The 17,297-nt window shown below is 55.0% G+C and carries 17 protein-coding genes; 11 read left to right on the top strand and 6 right to left on the bottom strand.

What is annotated here, in order from left to right; translation table 11 throughout:
- Nucleotides 1–2: 2 nt before the first annotated feature.
- From tssC to PY990_RS14425, 9 genes are all read left to right on the top strand, one after another.
- On the top strand, nucleotides 3–1,493 hold the full coding sequence (gene tssC / locus PY990_RS14465) for a type VI secretion system contractile sheath large subunit (protein ID WP_171101093.1): 1,491 nt from the start codon (nucleotides 3–5) through the stop codon (nucleotides 1,491–1,493).
- 39 nt (nucleotides 1,494–1,532) lie between these two features.
- The gene (locus PY990_RS14460; RefSeq protein ID WP_275272202.1) at nucleotides 1,533–2,015 is read left to right on the top strand and encodes an Hcp family type VI secretion system effector; all 483 of its coding nucleotides are present in this window, start codon (nucleotides 1,533–1,535) and stop codon (nucleotides 2,013–2,015) included.
- Between the two features lie 20 nt (nucleotides 2,016–2,035).
- Nucleotides 2,036–2,518 carry an Hcp family type VI secretion system effector gene (locus tag PY990_RS14455; RefSeq protein ID WP_105027588.1) on the top strand — a complete coding sequence of 161 codons (483 nt, stop codon included), beginning with the start codon at nucleotides 2,036–2,038 and terminating at the stop codon, nucleotides 2,516–2,518.
- Entirely contained in the window at nucleotides 2,511–3,014 is a 504-nt protein-coding gene (gene tssE / locus PY990_RS14450) for a type VI secretion system baseplate subunit TssE (protein ID WP_275272201.1), read from the top strand. The genes PY990_RS14455 and tssE overlap by 8 nt, the downstream gene beginning before the upstream one ends.
- 20 nt (nucleotides 3,015–3,034) lie before the next feature.
- Complete coding sequence (gene tssF / locus PY990_RS14445) at nucleotides 3,035–4,891, top strand: type VI secretion system baseplate subunit TssF (RefSeq protein WP_275272200.1); 1,857 nt, start codon at nucleotides 3,035–3,037, stop codon at nucleotides 4,889–4,891.
- 14 nt (nucleotides 4,892–4,905) lie between these two features.
- Nucleotides 4,906–5,910 (top strand): type VI secretion system baseplate subunit TssG, encoded by a 1,005-nt coding sequence (gene tssG, locus PY990_RS14440; RefSeq protein WP_275272199.1) that lies wholly within the window; start codon nucleotides 4,906–4,908, stop codon nucleotides 5,908–5,910.
- On the top strand, nucleotides 5,907–8,573 hold the full coding sequence (gene tssH, locus PY990_RS14435) for a type VI secretion system ATPase TssH (RefSeq protein WP_275272198.1): 2,667 nt from the start codon (nucleotides 5,907–5,909) through the stop codon (nucleotides 8,571–8,573). The genes tssG and tssH overlap by 4 nt, the downstream gene beginning before the upstream one ends.
- A 31-nt stretch (nucleotides 8,574–8,604) precedes the next feature.
- Nucleotides 8,605–10,014, top strand: a complete 1,410-nt coding sequence (locus PY990_RS14430) for a caspase family protein (RefSeq protein WP_275272197.1) — start codon at nucleotides 8,605–8,607, stop codon at nucleotides 10,012–10,014.
- Between the two features lie 81 nt (nucleotides 10,015–10,095).
- Nucleotides 10,096–10,740 (top strand): hypothetical protein, encoded by a 645-nt coding sequence (locus tag PY990_RS14425; protein ID WP_275272196.1) that lies wholly within the window; start codon nucleotides 10,096–10,098, stop codon nucleotides 10,738–10,740.
- Nucleotides 10,741–10,757: 17 nt separating this feature from the next.
- Here PY990_RS14425 and PY990_RS14420 read toward each other — a convergent pair whose 3' ends face one another.
- On the bottom strand, nucleotides 10,758–11,816 hold the full coding sequence (locus PY990_RS14420; RefSeq protein WP_275272230.1) for a tartrate dehydrogenase: 1,059 nt from the start codon (nucleotides 11,814–11,816) through the stop codon (nucleotides 10,758–10,760).
- A gap of 140 nt (nucleotides 11,817–11,956) precedes the next feature.
- On the opposite strand from PY990_RS14420, the gene PY990_RS14415 reads away from it, so the two are divergent.
- Entirely contained in the window at nucleotides 11,957–12,412 is a 456-nt protein-coding gene (locus tag PY990_RS14415; RefSeq protein ID WP_275272195.1) for an RNA-binding S4 domain-containing protein, read from the top strand.
- 21 nt (nucleotides 12,413–12,433) lie between these two features.
- On the opposite strand, the gene PY990_RS14410 is transcribed toward PY990_RS14415, so the two are convergent.
- The 4 genes from PY990_RS14410 to PY990_RS14395 form a co-directional block, all read right to left on the bottom strand.
- The gene (locus PY990_RS14410; RefSeq protein ID WP_275272194.1) at nucleotides 12,434–12,925 is read right to left on the bottom strand and encodes a peroxiredoxin family protein; all 492 of its coding nucleotides are present in this window, start codon (nucleotides 12,923–12,925) and stop codon (nucleotides 12,434–12,436) included.
- 24 nt (nucleotides 12,926–12,949) lie between these two features.
- Nucleotides 12,950–13,624, bottom strand: a complete 675-nt coding sequence (locus tag PY990_RS14405) for a BON domain-containing protein (RefSeq protein ID WP_275272193.1) — start codon at nucleotides 13,622–13,624, stop codon at nucleotides 12,950–12,952.
- Nucleotides 13,614–14,216 (bottom strand): phosphoheptose isomerase, encoded by a 603-nt coding sequence (locus tag PY990_RS14400; RefSeq protein ID WP_008247441.1) that lies wholly within the window; start codon nucleotides 14,214–14,216, stop codon nucleotides 13,614–13,616. Before PY990_RS14400 ends, PY990_RS14405 begins: the two co-directional genes overlap by 11 nt.
- A 91-nt stretch (nucleotides 14,217–14,307) precedes the next feature.
- Complete coding sequence (locus tag PY990_RS14395) at nucleotides 14,308–14,811, bottom strand: YraN family protein (RefSeq protein ID WP_275272192.1); 504 nt, start codon at nucleotides 14,809–14,811, stop codon at nucleotides 14,308–14,310.
- A gap of 25 nt (nucleotides 14,812–14,836) precedes the next feature.
- On the opposite strand from PY990_RS14395, the gene rsmI reads away from it, so the two are divergent.
- Nucleotides 14,837–15,736, top strand: coding sequence for a 16S rRNA (cytidine(1402)-2'-O)-methyltransferase (rsmI, locus tag PY990_RS14390; RefSeq protein ID WP_275272191.1), 900 nt, complete (start codon nucleotides 14,837–14,839; stop codon nucleotides 15,734–15,736).
- A 63-nt stretch (nucleotides 15,737–15,799) separates the two neighbouring features.
- Here rsmI and PY990_RS14385 read toward each other — a convergent pair whose 3' ends face one another.
- The gene (locus PY990_RS14385; RefSeq protein ID WP_275272190.1) at nucleotides 15,800–16,783 is read right to left on the bottom strand and encodes a hypothetical protein; all 984 of its coding nucleotides are present in this window, start codon (nucleotides 16,781–16,783) and stop codon (nucleotides 15,800–15,802) included.
- Between the last annotated feature and the right edge of the window lie 514 nt (nucleotides 16,784–17,297).

Genomic DNA, 17,297 nt, shown 5'->3' with positions numbered 1-17,297 from the left:
TCATGTCTGAACAACTTCAAAATCGTGCGCTCGACGTCATCGAACTTGAGGGCAGTGAACTGTCTTCCCTGTTGCAAAAAGAATTCAAGCCTAAAACCGATGAGGCCAGGTCTGAAGTGGAGTCCGCAGTGCTTACCCTGGCGCAGCAGGCGCTTGAGGGGGTGGACTTGGTGGGCGACGATGTGGTTGATTCCATCGAGCGAATGATCGCCGCAATCGACCAAAAGCTTTCCGTACAAATCAATGAAATTATTCATCACGCCGATTTCCAGCAAATGGAAAGTGCCTGGCGCGGCCTGAATTACCTGGTCAACAACACTGAAACCGATGAATTCTTGAAAATTCGTTTCATGAATGTGTCCAAAACCGAACTGGCCAAAACCTTGAAACGGTACAAGGGTGTGGCTTGGGATCAAAGCCCGGTGTTCAAGAAAATTTACGAGCATGAATATGGTCAGTTCGGTGGTGAGCCCTATGGCTGCTTGATCGGCGATTACTACTTTGACCACTCTCCGCCCGATGTGGAAATGCTGGGTGAGTTGTCAAAAATCAGCGCCTCTGCACATGCCCCGTTTTTGTCAGCAGTGTCTCCGGCCACCTTGCAAATGGACTCCTGGCAAGAACTTGCCAACCCGCGCGACCTGACCAAAATTTTCTCCACACCCGACTATGCCGCGTGGCGCAGCCTGCGCGACGCAGACGACTCCAAATACCTCGGCCTGACCATGCCACGGTTTCTGGCACGTCAGCCCTACGGTGCGAAAACCAATCCAGTGGAAGAATTTGCTTTTGAAGAAGACACCGGTCTGGCCGATCACAGCCGCTACACCTGGGCCAACTCGGCTTATGCCATGGCGGTGAACATCAACCGATCATTCAAGGAGTACGGCTGGTGCTCACGCATTCGCGGTATTGAATCTGGCGGCGCAGTACCCAACCTGCCCACGCACACCTTCCCCACTGACGATGGTGGGGTGGATATGAAGTGCCCCACTGAAATCGCCATTTCCGATCGTCGTGAGGCTGAGCTTAGCAAAAGCGGTTTCTTGCCGCTGATTCACAAAAAGAACAGTGATCTGGCAGCCTTCATTGGTGCGCAGTCTTTGCACAAACCTGCCGAGTACGAAGACCCGGACGCAACAGCCAATGCGAAATTGGCTGCCCGTCTTCCTTACCTGTTTGCCACCTGTCGCTTTGCGCATTACCTGAAGTGCATCGTGCGCGACAAAGTGGGTTCATTCAAGGAACGCGCCGACATGCAGCGCTGGTTGCAAGACTGGATCATGCAATACGTGGACGGCGATCCTGCAAATTCCTCCGAGGCGGTTAAAGCCTCTCGTCCGCTTGCTGCAGCCGAAGTAGTTGTTGAGGAAATAGAGGGCAACCCCGGCATGTACGCCTCACGATTCTATTTGCGCCCGCACTACCAGCTAGAGGGCCTCACCGTGTCTTTGCGTTTGGTCAGCAAGTTGCCATCCGCCAAAGCGTCTTAAAACTTGAACTATTAATCAACCAATTACAGAGGGAATCAAATGTCCGTAGACATGTTTTTGAAAATCAAGGGTGTAGATGGCGAATCCGTAGACAGCGTACATGCCAAAGAGATCGATATTGCCGCCTGGAGCTGGGGCATGTCCCAGTCGGGCACAACCCATGTGGGCCGTGGTGGAGGTGCAGGCAAAGTCAGCGTGCAGGACATCAGCTTCACCAAGTACATTGACAAGGCAACGCCAAACCTGATCAAGGCATGTTGCAACGGCAAGCATTTTGACGAAGCCATTCTGACCGTGCGCAAGGCAGGTGAAAAGCCACTGGAATATGTTGTGCTGACTATGAAAGACGTCATCATCTCCAACGTAAGTCAGGGTGGTTCTGGTGGTGAAGACCGCCTGACAGAAACCGTGACCTTGAACTTTGCCGAGTTCAGCTATGTTTATGTACCCCAGAAGAAAGACGGTGGTCCAGATGGCAAGGTTGAGGCCACATTCAACATTGCAACCAACTCCGAGAAATAATCGGACAGCCAGGAAACACAATGTCGAAAGTCGATATGTTCCTGGCCCTGGATGGTTCCCGCCAAGGGGCCATCCAAGGGGAAAGCCAGGTTAGTGGTCATGTGGGTGAAATAGAAATCGCCGGTTGGTCTTGGGGCATGTCCCAGCAAGTCCATTCATCATCGCAACTTGCATCCAAAGCCTCGGTGCGTACATTGAGCGTGCAAAAGGCGATCGACAGTTCGACCACCGCAATCATGAGTGCCTTGAAATCTGCGGAACTGCTGAGCAAAGTGGTACTCACTTGTCGCGACCCTGGTGGCCTTGCAACCATTGATTACCTGCGTATTACTTTGCGCAAGGCGCGTATTTGCGATTATGAAATCACAGGCAGTGCAAGCGATGGTCGGCAGGTTGGGGAGTCATTTTCGATTGCATTCAAGGAAATCGAAGTGGTGTATACCCCCAAGTCGGCAGCCAATTTAAAGGCAGGTGCCTGCACTTACATTGACGTGTATGAGTAAGTCTCGGGACGCGCTGCAACCAGCCTTGCTGGATCGTCTTCAGGATGACGAGCCCGCCATTCAAACTGAATCTGCCAATAGTCGCTTCATTACCAAAGAAGCGCTGCGTCAGCTGGTGCTGCGCGATCTCGAACAGTTGCTGAACGCAACCCGTGTGCTTGACAGCAAGTGTCTTGAGGGTCAGCCGCAATTGAATGAGTCTGTGCTGGCTTATGGCATGCCCCCGGTGGCTGGAAAAATTGCGTCCATGATCGATGTCAAAGATTTTGAACGAACCGTGGCCAACCTGATTCGGCGATTCGAACCGCGAATCGATGGAAATTCATTGAAAGTAACGGCGGAAACCCAACAAGGTCTGATGCATTTGCACAATGTAATTGGCCTGCGTATTTCCGGTTTGTTGTGGGCTCAACCCTACCCAATCGAATTGATGTTGCGCACTGAAGTGGATCTTGAAACCGGCAAGGTGCTGTTGTTGCCGCTCTCAGGTTTCTGAGCCGCGGGCATCGAAGCAGTATGGACCCACGTTTACTTCAGTTTTATATCCAGGAACTTGCTCACGTGCGCGACACGGGTGCCGAGTTCGCTTCGCGTTTTCCTAAAGTTGCGTCGCGCCTTGCGATGGATGCAACCGAGGTACAAGACCCCTATGTAGAAAGATTGCTTGAGGGGTTTGCTTTCTTGACTGCCCGGGTTCAGCTTCGCTTGAACGAGGAGTTTCCGCGGTTTACCGAGCAATTGCTCAACTGCATCAGCCCGAATTTTTTAGCCCCTGTGCCTGCCATGGGGGTGGTGCAACTCAATCCCAATCACAGCGATGTTGCCCTGAAAAAAGGCATTTCGCTTTCAGCCGGCACCGTGCTGCAAAGCCAGGTGGCCAAGGGCATCAACACGCCCTGCAAGTTCAGGGTTGGGCACAGTTTAACCTTGTGGCCTTTGGTCATTCAGGCCATTGAACACGGTCCCTTCAAGGCCCATGTGCCAACCATGCGGGGTGGCAAGCAGCCAAGGTCAGCTTTGCTGGTCACCATCGAGAATTCAACGCACTCTGCATTGTCCCAACTGCCACTGGATGAACTCGATTTTCATGTCAGTTGTGGTGATGAATACGCCTACGCACTCTTGGAAAGGTTGTGTCATCAAACTGTCTCGGTTGGCATACGTGTACCTGAACAAGTCGATTGGCAATGGCTACCTTTTCCGTGTGTTGCTGCTTTGGGGCTTGATGATTCTCAGGCGCTGCTGCCGGTCCATTCAAACCAGTTCAGTGGCATGCGTTTGTTGCAGGAGTTTTTTGCATTTCCCGCCCGATTTCTGTTTTTCCGTGTTCAAGGTTTAAGGCGTTTTCTGGCCAGTTGCCAGCATTCCACATTTCAGCTGGCCTTCTGTTTTGCCGAGCCTAACACCGAGCTTGACCGTGTCGTGGGCGTAGACTCATTGGCCTTGAATTGCACGCCCGTGGTCAATTTGTTTGAACAGAATTGCGACCGCGTGTTGCTGGATGAACGTTTGCATGAAGTGCAAGTGCAGCCCAATCGCAGCAAGCCACACGATTTCGAAGTGCACTCGGTGCTGGGCGTGCAGGGGTACGGACAAAACAAGGTGCAGGAATTACCGCCTTTGTATGCAGTGTCGACCCAAGCCAACATCCAGGCCGATTGTGAGACCCCCAGATTCGTACACCGGCGTGTGCCCACTTTGCTGTCAGAAAAACAAGTGCGTGAGGGCGGTCGTTCTTCATACTCAGGCAGTGATGTTTACCTTGGCCTTACCTTGCCCACCGGTGAACTCATTCAAACACACGGGCTTGAACAGCTCGCAGTGCGGGCCTTGTGTACCAATCGGGATTTGCCCCTGCTGATGCCTGTGGGGCAAGGGCCCACCGACCTGGCCTGGCCCGGCAACTTGCCCCTTCACTCCATTCGCTTTTTGCGCGGCCCCAGTCGTCCAAAGGCGGCCATGTATGGCGGGCAAAGTTGCTGGCAGTTGATCGAGCACTTGTCACTGAACTACCTCGGCTTGATCGATCAGGACGCCCTGGCTTTGGGGCAGCTTTTGGCCTTGCATGCCGATCCTGCGCAGCAGGCTCATCAACACATGGCCAGGGCGATTTTGGCAGTTGAATCGCAGCCACTGGTGTCGCGTGTTGTGCGTCAAGGCAGGCCTGCTGTGGTGCGTGGTTTGCTGGTTACGCTCACACTAGATGAACTGGCCTTGCAGGGCACTGGTGCCCTGGTGCTGGGCAGTGTGCTGGCCTTCTACCTTGCAAGCCATGTGTCGGTGAATTCATTTGTGCAAACCCGGGTATGCCTGCACAGCACCGGTGCTGTGTTTGATTTTCCTGCAAGGTCGGGTAACCGGCCTTTGTTGTAGCAGGACTTGTGCAAATGAGCGCACTCAAACCACCTGCCCTGAATTTTTTTGCCTTGTTGCGGCAAATTGAACATGCCCATTCAGGCAAGCCTTTGCTTGGAAAATCATTGCGCCTGCGTGATGACCCAGTGCGTTTGGGACAGCGCCCCTACCTTGATTTCGCCACGCAAGATTTCAAACGCGAAGACACCATTGCGGCGGGGCGTTTGGGTGCGGTTCCAAAGTTGTACATCCAGAATTTCGGTTTGTTGGGCCCCAATGGCGCCTTACCACTGCATTACACAGAACATGCCTACACGCGGATTCATCAGTGGAATGACCCCACATTCGCCGAGTTTCTGGATATCTTTCACCATAGGGCTTATTTGTTGTTTTACCGGGCATGGGCCGAGTCACAGCCGCATATTGCGTACCACCGCAAAACGTTCAATCCGTTTGCGCAGCATTTGAATAGTTTGGTGGGCCATGGTGCATCATCTGGCTGGGGGCGCGAGGCCTTGCCCACTCATTTTCGCGCCAGTCTGGCGGCGCACTTCACCCGGCGAAGCAAAACACAGGAAGGCCTGGCCAATAGCCTGTCTGCCCTGACTGGTTTGCCGGTGCAAATTTTTCCCTTTCAGGCGCAATGGTTGCAATTGCCTGTGCAGGCTGGCTCACAAGTGCTTGGGCATGGGGCCATGCTTGGCAGCAGGGTGTGGTGCGCGCAAAGCAAACTAAAAATTGATATTGGTCCCATGGCCTACAGCGCTTACCAACAACTGTTGCCCGCCACCGAAGGCCGCAAGCGCCTTGTGCAGGCAGCCCATGCCTACCTGGGGCTTGAATTTGATTGTGAATTTGCACTTCAAATCAGCCCTGACAAAATTCCGCAAGCTTGCCTTGACGGCACAGCCCAGTTGGGGCGCACGGCATGGCTGGGTGAACTACAGCTGCACAAACGCGAGCAACAGCCGGCATCCGTTCGCATGAAATGTCCTGCGGTTCCCACCTATTCTTCATTGTCCCGGAGTTCAGCATGAGCAATATCAGCCGTGTTTCGCTGTTTGCCAAATTAAATCCCATTGCATTCAAATCGGTTGAAGGCGCCACTGTGCTTTGCAAACTGCGAGGCAATCCCTATGTGCAATTGGTGCACTGGGTTGCGCAAATTCTTCAACAAGATGACAGCGACTGGCATCACATTCTTCGGCATTTTGAGCTGGATGCAAGCGCCGTACTTGCCGACGTGCAGCGCGCACTTGAGCGTCAGCCCGGCGGTGCGCAAGGTATTTCCGATTTGTCCGAGTCGATTACCAATGCCGTAGAAAGGGCGTGGGTTTATGGCTCACTCATGTTTGGCGCACAGAAAGTACGCACAGGCCATGTGTTGGTGGCTTTGCTGAAAACCGATTTTCTGTTGCATGAACTGCTGAAAATTTCACCCCGCTTCAAACAAATTCCGGAGGCCGCGCTCAGTGAAAACTTTGTACAACTGGTGGCAAACTCCGCCGAGCAGTCTTTGTTGACTGCCGACGTGCCGCCGGGTGCACTGCCCGGGCAGGCCAGCGGAGCCATGCCTGCTGCCCAGCTGGGCGGTGAAGAGGCTTTGACGCGCTACACCGTGGACCTGACCGACAAAGCGCGCAAGGGTGAAATAGACCCGGTGTGCGGGCGCGAGCTGGAGGTGCGCCAGATTGTCGACATTTTGCTTCGCCGACGGCAAAACAACCCGTTAATTACGGGTGAAGCGGGTGTGGGCAAAACTGCGGTGGTTGAAGGGTTTGCCTTGCAGGTGGTGGCTGGTGATGTACCACCCGCTTTGCAAGGGGTGCGAATTTTAACGCTCGACTTGGGTTTGTTGCAGGCTGGTGCTTCCATGAAAGGCGAGTTCGAGCAGCGGCTGCGCCAGGTGATTGATGAAATTCAGGCCAGCGAGCAAAGCACCATTTTGTTTATTGATGAGGTGCACACCCTGGTGGGGGCAGGTGGAAACCAAGGCACTGGTGATGCAGCCAATTTGCTCAAGCCCGCCTTGGCGCGTGGCACACTTCGAACCATAGGGGCGACGACCTGGGCAGAGTACAAAAAATACATCGAAAAAGACCCGGCACTGACACGCCGTTTTCAGGTGGTACAGGTGGATGAGCCTTGCGAGGACAAGGCCATCGACATGTTGCGTGGTTTGGCCGCTGCCATGCAGGCCCATCACCGGGTCTGGCTACTCGATGAGGCGGTGCAAGCGGCGGTGCGTTTGTCACACCGTTATATTCCCGCGCGGCAGTTGCCCGACAAGGCGATCAGTCTGCTCGACACCGCATGCGCGCGCGTGGCTGTTTCCCAGCACGCCACACCTGCACCAATCGAGTTGATTCAAAAGCAGTTAAATGCTTTGAGTGTTGAGCGACATGCAATTGAAAAGGAAGCAGCATTTGGGCGTGAGCATGCAGTGCGAATTGCTGAAATTGAAGAAGCATCGATCAGGCTGACTGAGGAATTTGAGAAGTTGCAATCGCAATGGCAAGAGGAAAAGCGGATTCTGGATTCCCTGCTGACTTTGCGCCGTGACGTTGATCAAACTGATGCCTCTGATACGGCTCGCGGGCAGACCCCCGACAATCTTGAATCATTGAAGGCGCTGGAATGCGAGATCAAGGCGCTGCAAGGCGAAGCGCCCATGATTCACCCACAGGTGGATGCGCAGTGCGTGGCGGCCGTGGTGGCCGACTGGACGGGTATTCCCGTTGGGCGCATGGTGCGCAATGAAATTGAAAACGTGCTGAACCTGAGTAGCGCGCTGGGTGCACGCATTGTGGGCCAGCCGCATGCGCTGGAAACTATTGCGCGTCGAATTCAAACCAGTCGCGCCGGGCTGGACGACCCGAACAAACCGGTGGGTGTGTTCATGCTGGCGGGTACTTCGGGCGTGGGCAAAACTGAAACTGCTTTGGCCCTGGCCGAGAACCTGTACGGCGGCGAGCACAATGTGGTCACCATCAACATGAGTGAATACCAAGAGGCGCACACCGTTTCTTCACTGAAAGGCGCGCCACCCGGTTATGTGGGGTATGGCGAAGGCGGTGTGTTGACTGAGGCAGTGCGCCGCAAGCCCTACAGTGTGGTGTTGCTGGACGAAGTCGAGAAAGCTCACCCTGATGTCCACGAGCTGTTTTTTCAGGTGTTTGACAAAGGCTGGATGGAGGATGGCGAAGGGCGCCGAATTGATTTCCGCAACACCCTGATTTTGTTGACCACGAATGTGGGCACTCCCGAACTGATGAGGCTGTGCAAACCGGGTTTACACACCGGGGAAATGCCCAAGCCCGAGGAACTTGTACAGGCCCTGCGTGCACCCATGCTGCAAGTGTTTCCACCTGCCTTGTTGGGGCGGCTGGAAGTGGTGCCGTATTACCCGCTTTCCAGTGACATGCTGGCCAACATCGTTCGCTTGCAGTTAAGCCGAATTCAGCAACGCATTGCTTCTACACACCGAATGGAGGTTCAAATTGACCCTTCGGTGATTGAACGCATTGTGGCCCGTTGCAACGAGGCTGACTCGGGCGGGCGCATGGTGGGCACCATTTTGAGCAACACTTTGTTGCCCACAGTGAGTCGTCAATTGTTGCAGGCCACGTTGCAGGGCAAATCAGTCAGCACATTGAGTATCAGCACAGATGGCCACGAGTTCACGTATCAGTACGACTAAAACGACCACAATAAAACTGCCGTGCTCAACGTTGCCGCAGTTGCCTGGCCGGCGAAGTGCACTGCAAACCTTGTTGGGTTTGGCAGGCGTGTTGTCGGTTGCGCCACTTGTTTTTCGACTGCAACCTGCCCGGGCGGGTAATGTGGCAAGCGATTCGGCTGCGCCCTACACGCACAGGCTGGCTTTGTTGATCGGCAATGGTGATTACCCGGTTCCGCACGATTTGCCACCCATTCACAAAAATGTGATGGACCTTGGCGAGGCCTTGGCCTTTCGAGGTTTTGATGTAACCCAGGCCATGAACCTGGATGAAAGCAGCCTGCAAACCACGGTGAACCAATTTGTAAAACGGGTTGAGCAAGCGCCCCCGAATGCGGTCACTCTGTTTTATTACGCAGGCCACGGTTTGCAGGTGGACTCCAACAATTTGCTGTTGGGCTCGGGGGCGAACCCCACGGCACCTCGCCGTGATTTACTGGCGCGCTCCCTGGTGCTTCAGCAAAAGTTGCTGGCTGCACTGCCACCCAGGCCGCAGGCCTTGAACATCACGGTGATTGACGCATGCAGAACCGATTTGCGCAATGCGTTAGGCGATGGTGAAGGTTTGAATCAGGTTGAAGCACCCGTGGGCAGCCTGGTGTGTTTTTCAACAGGGGCTGGCAAACCCGCCGTGTCCCCGGCCAGTGCGGATCAAAACACTTTTTACACGGGTGCTTTGGTAAAACTGCTTCGGGAGTCGGAAGGTCACATCACTTTCAACGATTTGTTTCGGATGGTGAAGGAAGATGTAGAGAACACCATGCTGAAGCACCCGCTTGCTGCAATTCGACGTTTGGCCCAAAACCCTTTCATTGCAGACAATGCCCGTGTGCAGGTTCCGCTGACGGTGTCTGCGCCTGCACTGGTGGGCCTGCCGGCGCTGCAGCCCATGTCACCTCAGGAGGAGGCCGACTGGGTGGCCATTCAGTCCACTCAGTGGCCTGTTGATCTGCTTCGCTTGTGCCAGTCTTTTCTGACGTCTTATCCAAACAGTATTCAAACAAAATCAGTGATGGTTTATCAGGCCGGTGCTCAGCATGCCTTGAGTGTGTTGCGCAACAAAGAGGTCAAGCTGTTTAAAACCAGTTTTGTGTTGCCCCAGCCGCTGCCGTCCCAATTGCAGGTGGATGCTGGTGCTGACCTGGTTCGGGCAGCACGCGGTGACAAAGATGCAGCCGCCCGGATTGCACGTTTGCACCGGCAAGCCGACACCGAACAAGGCCAATTGCGATATGTGGGTTGGTTGCAGTATGCCGGTGGTTTGGGCAATGGCATTGCAAGCTACGAACTGGCGCTGTACTACCGTGAGGCTGCACAGCCCCTGTTGGCTGCGCAGGCCGAGGCGCAGGCCCGGCAACTGGGCTATTCACCGCCCCGTGCCTTGGGGCATGCGCGCAAATAGGCAGGCCTTTCCAGTTGTTTTTGAGGTTTCAATGGTCTTACAAAGATTCACAATGTTTGTAAGTGAAAAAGGAACTTGAAAATGACCCGCCCTGTTTTTAACTGGATCGCCCTGACCGTGTTTGCAGGTTTGCTCATGGCTTGCAACCCCCGCACCAATTTGAATGAAGACAACTTGCTCAAAGGCGCAAGGGCTGAAACTTTCATTTTGAGCCATGGTGCCCTGTGCGCACGTTTGCCCAGCCCGGAAGCGATTGAGCAGTACGCCCGCGACCAGGTGCCAGCCAACAGTGCTGTAGCCCGCGAGGTTAAGGCTTGGGATTTGTCGGGTTTGCTGGACATTTTTCAAACCCGCGACGGTCGCTGGGTGATCATGCCTTCCAGCGGTTTGAAAAAACTGGAGGGTGTTCACTTCAGGCAAGGCCCTCAGGGTGACAACGAAGCCTTGTGCTTTGGTCGCTTGTGGGTTGAAAAAACAGTTGATTACATTCGGAACAAGCCATTTGGCCTTGACGATGCTGTATCGGCGCGTTTTGAGGCTAGCTTGAAAGACGCCCACATGTTAAACCACTTCAAGAACTTGAAGGTGGAGTCGTTCGACCCTTCGGTGTTTACCTTGAGCACGGGCACGGCAGTGGCGGGTACCTTGCAGCCCAGCTTCGTGATTGAAATGGCACTTCGCCCCACTCACACAGGTTGGTACCTGGCCAAGAACGGGGCGAACTAGTTACTCAAAACCGGGTGTCAGCCCAACGCTTTGACAATGGCATCGCCCAGGGTTTTGGTAGTTCCCTTTCCTTTCAGGTCACCTGTCAGTACGCCAGGGTCTCCGCTTTCCAGCACCGCTTCAATGGCAGCCAGAATTTGGTCGTGGGCCAACTGGTAGCTTGCTTGGCGACCTGCTGCGATCACGGCTGGGCTGTTCCCCAAAAACTGGATCATCAGGGCGGCTGACCAAATCATGGCGATCGGGTTGGCAATGCCTTTGCCTGCAATATCGGGTGCCGAGCCGTGTACGGGTTCAAACAGCGAGGGAAAGGTGCGGTCCGGGTTCAGGTTGGCCGAGGGAGCCAGGCCAATGGTGCCGGTGCAAGCTGGCCCCAGGTCGCTGAGAATGTCGCCGAACAGGTTGCTGGCCACGACCACATCAAAACGCTCAGGTTGCATCACGAACCGGGCGGCCAGAATGTCCACGTGTTGTTTGTCGTAGGCCACCTCAGGGTAGCCTTTGGCCATGTTGTCTACGCGCTCATCCCAGTAGGGCATGCTGATTGCAATGCCGTTGCTTTTGGTGGCGGCAGTCAGTTTTTTGCGAGGCCGGTTTTGCGCCATTTCAAACGCAAACTTCAGCACACGGTCGACGCCGTGGCGGGTGAACACGCTTTCTTGAAGCACAATTTCACGGTCAGTGCCTTCAAACATACGGCCACCCACGGCCGAGTATTCGCCTTCGGTGTTTTCCCGAACCACCACGAAGTCGATGTCGCCCGGCTTTTTGTTGGCCAAGGGGCAGGGTGCGCCAGGCAGTAATTTCACGGGGCGCAGGTTCACGTACTGATCAAATTCGCGGCGGTAACGCAGCAGTGAGCCCCACAGGGAAATATGATCGGGCACCAGGTGGGGCATGCCCACTGCGCCGAACAGAATGGCTTCGCAGGCCTCGAGTTGGGGCTTCCAGTCTTCGGGCATCATGCTGCCGTGTTCCAAGTAGTAATTGCAGTGTGCCCAGTCTTTGTGATGCAACTCGAGCGCAATACCATGGGTTTTTTCCGCCCAAGCCAGCACCTTCAACGCTTCTGGCATAATTTCCTGACCGATGCCGTCGCCGGGAATAATTGCGATGGAGTGTTTCACAGCCTGTCCTTGTTTGAATTCATGGAAGCCACAAAGGCTACCTGAAGCAAGGTAGGTCAACCAGTGTGGTAATCCACGATGGAGTCAGTTTGAGCCGCAGTAAAAACAGAAACCCCGAACCCGCAAAAACACCGAATGGCAAAACCGATTTTTCAGCGCCGGGTGCCAAAGTGCGCATTGACAAATGGTTGTGGGCCGCCCGTTTTTTCAAAACCCGTTCGCTGGCCACCGAGGTGGTGGAAGGTGGCAAGGTGAAGTGCAACGATGAGCGTGTGAAACCCGCTTATGGTGTGCAGGTGGGTGATGTGCTCACCGTGCCGGTGGGTTGGGACGACATGGTGCTGGTGGTGAAAGGCCTGGGCGACAAGCGGGGTAGCGCCACCATTGCTCAAGGCCTGTACGAAGAAACCATGGAAAGTGCGAAAAAGCGTGCCGAGCGCGCGGCCAACCGCAAGTTGATGAAAGACCCCGCCTTGGAGATTAAGGCAAGGCCCACCAAGCGGGACCGCCGTGTGATGGATGACTTCAAGTGGGGCGATGAATAAGCCTGGCGAATGTTGCCGGCCTTAAACCTTTTCAGCCAGCGATTTCTCGATCAACTGGTGCAAAGCCGCAAAATCGGGCTCACCCACATAGGTTTTGATGATCTCGCCTTTGCGATTGATTACATAGGTAGTTGGCGTAATTTTTACATCTTTGAAGGCTTTCGCAATATTGCCTTTTACATCCAGCGCCACATCAAATGGCAGCTTGCGGGTTTCCGCAAAATTCACCACGTAATCGGGACGGTCGTAGCTCATCGCTACGGCGATGGTTCTGAAGCCTTGGTCTTTGAACTTGTTGTGAGTGTCGACAATGTCAGGCATTTCTTTCACGCAAGTGGTACAACTGGTTGCCCAAAAGTTCACCAGCATCACCTGGCCCTGGTAATCGGCCGGAGTAATGGTTTGGCCTTGAATGGTGACGTAATCCACTTGCGGTGCTTTGTCGCCCCCGCAGGCGGCCAGCAAGCTGACCACTGCAAGGGTTGAAAACAGGGTAAGAAATTTTTTGATCATTGCCGGTTTTGTTGGTTGAACTGATTAACGCGGGCCGTTTTCCACGGGCGCACTTCCATTGTTTGGAGTTGCCGACAGGCGTGAAAGTTCAGCTTCAGAAATCAATTCAAGCACCTTGACCACCTTCACCACGCCAGGTACACCTGCTGCAATGGAAGCTGCACGGTTGGCTTCACGTTCAGTGACCAGGCCCATCAGGTACACAACACCTGCCTCTGTGGTGACTTTGAATGAGTTGGCAAAAATGTCTTGTGCATCCAGCAGGGAGGCTTTGACCTTGCCGGTGATGAATGCGTCGTTGGAGCGCGCTGACAAGGAACTTTTGAAGCCCACTTGAATGTCGTTCACGATCAGGCGAATGTTGGGCAGCGTGGAAACACGAGCCTCGACCTGTGCGCGGGTGGTGTCGTCGGGTGCTTCACCGGTCAGTAGAATTTGGCGGTTGTACACAGTGGCGTTGACGTGCACGTTTTCGCCAAAACTTTCGCGAATGGCGCTTTCAGCTTTGACCTGCAAAGTGCGGTCTTCAACTTGAGTGCCCACGGTGCGGCGGTCTGCAGCAGCCAGAGAACCCGCTGTGATGCCCGCCATGGCGCCCACAAAGCAGCCGCCAAGCAAGGGTGCTGCAAGTGAGGCTACCAGTACGGCGCTGATGGCGGAAGAACGTGTGCGGGTAAAAAACCGGGGGTTACGACTCATTTTCTTCTTCTCCAAGTAAACTCAGGTCGATGCCATCGCAAATGCAATGGATCGCCAACAAATGTATTTCCTGAATGCGGGCAGTGCGGTTGTGCGGTACGCACACATGCACATCGCCTTCTTTCAGCTGGTGCACCATTTGGCCGCCGCCCTTGCCAGTGAGCGCAACAATGGTCATGTCGCGAGCGTGTGCGGCCTCAATGGCCAGTTGTACGTTCTTCGAGTTGCCGCTGGTTGAAATGGCCAGCAACACATCACCAGGCTGGCCAATGGCCGCCACCTGCTTTGAAAAAATTTCATTGAAACTGTAATCGTTGCCAATCGCGGTGATCGCCGATGAATCGGTGGTGAGTGCAATGGCCGCCAGGCCGGGGCGCTCGCGCTCGAACCTGCCCACCAGTTCAGCCGCAAAGTGTTGGCAATCGCCTGCCGAGCCACCGTTGCCACAGGCCAGTACCTTGCCACCATTGGTGAGTGCATTCACCATGAGTTCGATTGCCTCGGAAATTGGCCCGGCCAACTCTTCGGTGGCGGCCTGTTTGGCGGCAATGCTTTCGTCAAATTGTTGGGTAATGCGTGTGATCAAGTCCATGGCGACAGGCCTTCTGGCAGTTATCTCGAGCCTTCTATTATAGGTGACCCCGTTGCAGGCGATTTGCATGGCGCAGCGGTTTGATTCCGCTTTAGTTGCTGATTTGCCACGCATTTTGCACCCACTGTGGTTCAGTGCCGTTTTCCAGTGCGACCACATCAAAACGCAGGTGCGTGAACTTGCGTTGACCCTGCTGCACCCACCACAGCCTTGCGCAACGCGACACGCGGGATTGTTTGTGGGCGGAAATACTCTCCAGCGCACTGCCATGGCGGCTGTTGTTGCGAAGCCGAACCTCCACAACGACTGCGGTGTTGCCATGCGCCATGATTAAATCAATTTCACCGCAGCGGCACCGGTGGTTTCGGGCCACCAGGATTAATCCGTATTGTTCCAGCAAGCGCAAGGCTTGGGTTTCAGCCAGTTGCCCTTCCACCAGCAAGGCAAGTTTGTGTGTGGGCGCTACTTTGTGGGGAATCTCAGGTTTTTCTTTGGGTGCAAGCCATGGAATTTTGGTTTTTGGTGATCGCGATTTGCGCGTGGTCCACGGAATGCCGGACAATTCAGGAACTTTGGATTTGGATTTGAGCGCCATGCAGAACGCCGGTGAAGGAAATGGAATGAACAATGCTGTGAATTCTGATGCGAGGAGTGAAACAAGGCGAGAACCTTCCCTCTATGTGGTGGCAACCCCCATCGGCAATATGGGTGACCTTAGTCTTCGAGCTCGCGCAGTGTTGGAACAAGTGGACCGAATTGCGGCCGAGGACACCCGCAACACCGCCCGAATGCTGGATGCACTGGGTATCAAAAAGCCGCTGATGGCGCACCATGCCCACAATGAACGCGAAAGCGCACAGGGGGTGCTGGCTTGTTTGCAGCGTGGCGAATCGGTGGCGTTGGTGAGCGATGCGGGCACGCCGGCTGTGTCAGATCCTGGCGCTGTGGTAGTTCGTTGTGTGGCCGAGGCCGGTTTTACTGTGGTGCCGGTGCCCGGTGCCAGCAGTGTGTTGGCTGTGGTGGCCGCGAGCGGGTTGGTGGATGGTGCTTTCACTTTCCGTGGTTTTTTGCCAGCCAAAGGAAAAAACCGCTTGGATGATTTGAAAACCTGGCTGGCTTGCCCTGAGCCCCAAGTGGTGTTTGAGGCCCCCCACCGCGTGATGCAACTGGTGGATGATCTTGAAAGCCTTGGCATGGGTGGGCGTGACATGTGTGCTGGGCGCGAGCTGACCAAGCAGTTTGAAACTTTTTATCGGGGCAGTGGCGAGCAGGTGTTTGAGCAGGTGCGGTTGGATGCCAATGCCGAGCGAGGCGAATGGGCATGGGTGATTGGCGGTAACCAGATTTCTGACCATGATTCACAAGCCGCGCAGGCCAGTGCAGATTTGGACACCTGGCTTGCCCTGTTATTGGCCGAGTTGCCGCTTAAGACGGCAGTGGCGCTGGTGGTGAAAGCCACTGGCATGGCAAAAAACTCGGTTTATGACCGGGCTCTTGCGATTAAAAGCGGGCAGTCATAAAAAAGCCAGCCCGAAGGCTGGCTAAACCACTGTGTGGTGTCAAGAACTGCTGTTGCCTAAAGCTTAGGCGGGCAGGGGCAAGCCTGCTTCTGGCACTTCCAGGCCACTGATGCTCACAGACGCGGAAATTGGCAGGCCTTCTGGCAAGGCCAGGGTCAGTGTGCCGTCTTCAAAGCTGATGGGGCTGGCAGGCAGGCCACCACCTGTGTCACCACCACCGGGCAGGCTGGGCAAACCACCGCCGAGCAGACCGGTTAACGAGTCCAGGCCTGGCAGGCCGTCTGTTGGAATTGGTAGTGCATCGAGGCCAGGAATCGCGTCCAGACCAGGGATTGCGTCCAAACCGGGCAGTGTTGGCGCATCGGGCAAACCACCGCTGAGCAGGTCAGTGAGTGTGTCCAGGCTTGGGGCGCCGTCGGTTGGCAGTGGCAGTGCGTCCAGACCAGGAATGGCGTCCAGGCCGGGTAGTGCGGGGGCTTCTGGCAAACCACCACCGAGCAGGTCAGTCAGCGTGTCCAGGCTTGGGGCGCCGTCGGTTGGCAGTGGCAGTGCGTCCAGACCAGGAATGGCGTCCAGGCCGGGTAGTGCGGGGGCTTCTGGCAAACCACCACCGAGCAGGTCAGTCAGCGTGTCCAGGCTTGGGGCGCCGTCGGTTGGCAGTGGCAGTGCGTCCAGACCAGGAATGGCGTCCAGGCCGGGTAGTGCGGGGGCTTCTGGCAAACCACCACCGAGCAGGTCAGTCAGCGTGTCCAGGCTTGGGGCGCCGTCGGTTGGCAATGGCAGTGCGTCCAGGCCAGGAATGGAATCCAATCCGGGAATACCGGCTGGCGGTGTTGGCAAGCCACCGTCCAGCAGACCAGTCAGGGAGTCTAGTCCTGGCAGGCTGTCTGTAGGAATGGGCAATGCGTCCAAACCGGGAATGGCGTCCAAGCCAGGCAGTTCGGGGGCGGCTGGCAGCGAGCCAGCAAAGGTGTCCAATACGCCAGCCAGAATTTCGCCAGCTACTGGTACGGCACTAATGCCGTTCTTCAATTCGTCTAGGGCCATGCTTTCTCCGTCATTTCAAATGATTAAAAATAGTTATTAGTTTTCTGTAGGCAATCTGCGCTGCCTGCGTAATAACAACAGAGATTGATTAATCATCGCAATTCGCACATTACTTACAAAAGATGCGTAAAAAACTCACTTTGCTGCGATATTTTTGGGTTAAGTTGATGATTTTCAAAAGAAATTGGCTTTGGTGAAATATTTGTGGCAGAAAATTGATGACAAAACTGTGATGGCGGGGGGTTTACGTCACCCGAAGGTGACTTTTGATCTGAACTTGAAGGTTCGCGGCTGCTGTTGTGCTTGTCTCGCACGGGGCCGGTGACTAGGGAGCCAAACTTGAACTGTCACCGCTGCTATTGGTAGCCCACTCGGCATGGGTTACTTGTTCCGCACAGACAACCGCTTGATCCCTTTTTGAATGCATTCTTGCTCACGTCGCCCGGCAAAAGGGCGGGCCGAGTCTCGGTGTCGGCATGAAGCCGAGCGCTGCGAATCTACTCAAACGGGGCGG

Source organism: Limnobacter olei, assembly GCF_029087225.1.
GTDB classification, from domain to species: Bacteria; Pseudomonadota; Gammaproteobacteria; order Burkholderiales; family Burkholderiaceae_B; genus Limnobacter; species Limnobacter olei.
Note: the sequence above shows the minus strand (reverse complement) of the source record. Positions and strands in the feature narration are given on the sequence as shown.

What these genes read in the sequence shown, in the direction of transcription:
- tssH (WP_275272198.1), top strand. Translation starts at nt 5,907, where the DNA reads ATGAGCAATATCAGCCGTGTTTCGCTGTTTGCCAAATTAAATCCCATT.
- PY990_RS14425 (WP_275272196.1), top strand. Translation starts at nt 10,096, where the DNA reads ATGACCCGCCCTGTTTTTAACTGGATCGCCCTGACCGTGTTTGCAGGT.
- PY990_RS14405 (WP_275272193.1), bottom strand. Translation starts at nt 13,624, where the DNA reads ATGAGTCGTAACCCCCGGTTTTTTACCCGCACACGTTCTTCCGCCATC.
- PY990_RS14455 (WP_105027588.1), top strand. Translation starts at nt 2,036, where the DNA reads ATGTCGAAAGTCGATATGTTCCTGGCCCTGGATGGTTCCCGCCAAGGG.
- tssC (WP_171101093.1), top strand. Translation starts at nt 3, where the DNA reads ATGTCTGAACAACTTCAAAATCGTGCGCTCGACGTCATCGAACTTGAG.
- PY990_RS14420 (WP_275272230.1), bottom strand. Translation starts at nt 11,816, where the DNA reads ATGCCAGAAGCGTTGAAGGTGCTGGCTTGGGCGGAAAAAACCCATGGT.
- PY990_RS14385 (WP_275272190.1), bottom strand. Translation starts at nt 16,783, where the DNA reads ATGGCCCTAGACGAATTGAAGAACGGCATTAGTGCCGTACCAGTAGCT.
- tssG (WP_275272199.1), top strand. Translation starts at nt 4,906, where the DNA reads ATGAGCGCACTCAAACCACCTGCCCTGAATTTTTTTGCCTTGTTGCGG.
- PY990_RS14410 (WP_275272194.1), bottom strand. Translation starts at nt 12,925, where the DNA reads ATGATCAAAAAATTTCTTACCCTGTTTTCAACCCTTGCAGTGGTCAGC.
- rsmI (WP_275272191.1), top strand. Translation starts at nt 14,837, where the DNA reads ATGAACAATGCTGTGAATTCTGATGCGAGGAGTGAAACAAGGCGAGAA.
- PY990_RS14395 (WP_275272192.1), bottom strand. Translation starts at nt 14,811, where the DNA reads ATGGCGCTCAAATCCAAATCCAAAGTTCCTGAATTGTCCGGCATTCCG.
- PY990_RS14400 (WP_008247441.1), bottom strand. Translation starts at nt 14,216, where the DNA reads ATGGACTTGATCACACGCATTACCCAACAATTTGACGAAAGCATTGCC.
- tssF (WP_275272200.1), top strand. Translation starts at nt 3,035, where the DNA reads ATGGACCCACGTTTACTTCAGTTTTATATCCAGGAACTTGCTCACGTG.
- PY990_RS14460 (WP_275272202.1), top strand. Translation starts at nt 1,533, where the DNA reads ATGTCCGTAGACATGTTTTTGAAAATCAAGGGTGTAGATGGCGAATCC.
- tssE (WP_275272201.1), top strand. Translation starts at nt 2,511, where the DNA reads ATGAGTAAGTCTCGGGACGCGCTGCAACCAGCCTTGCTGGATCGTCTT.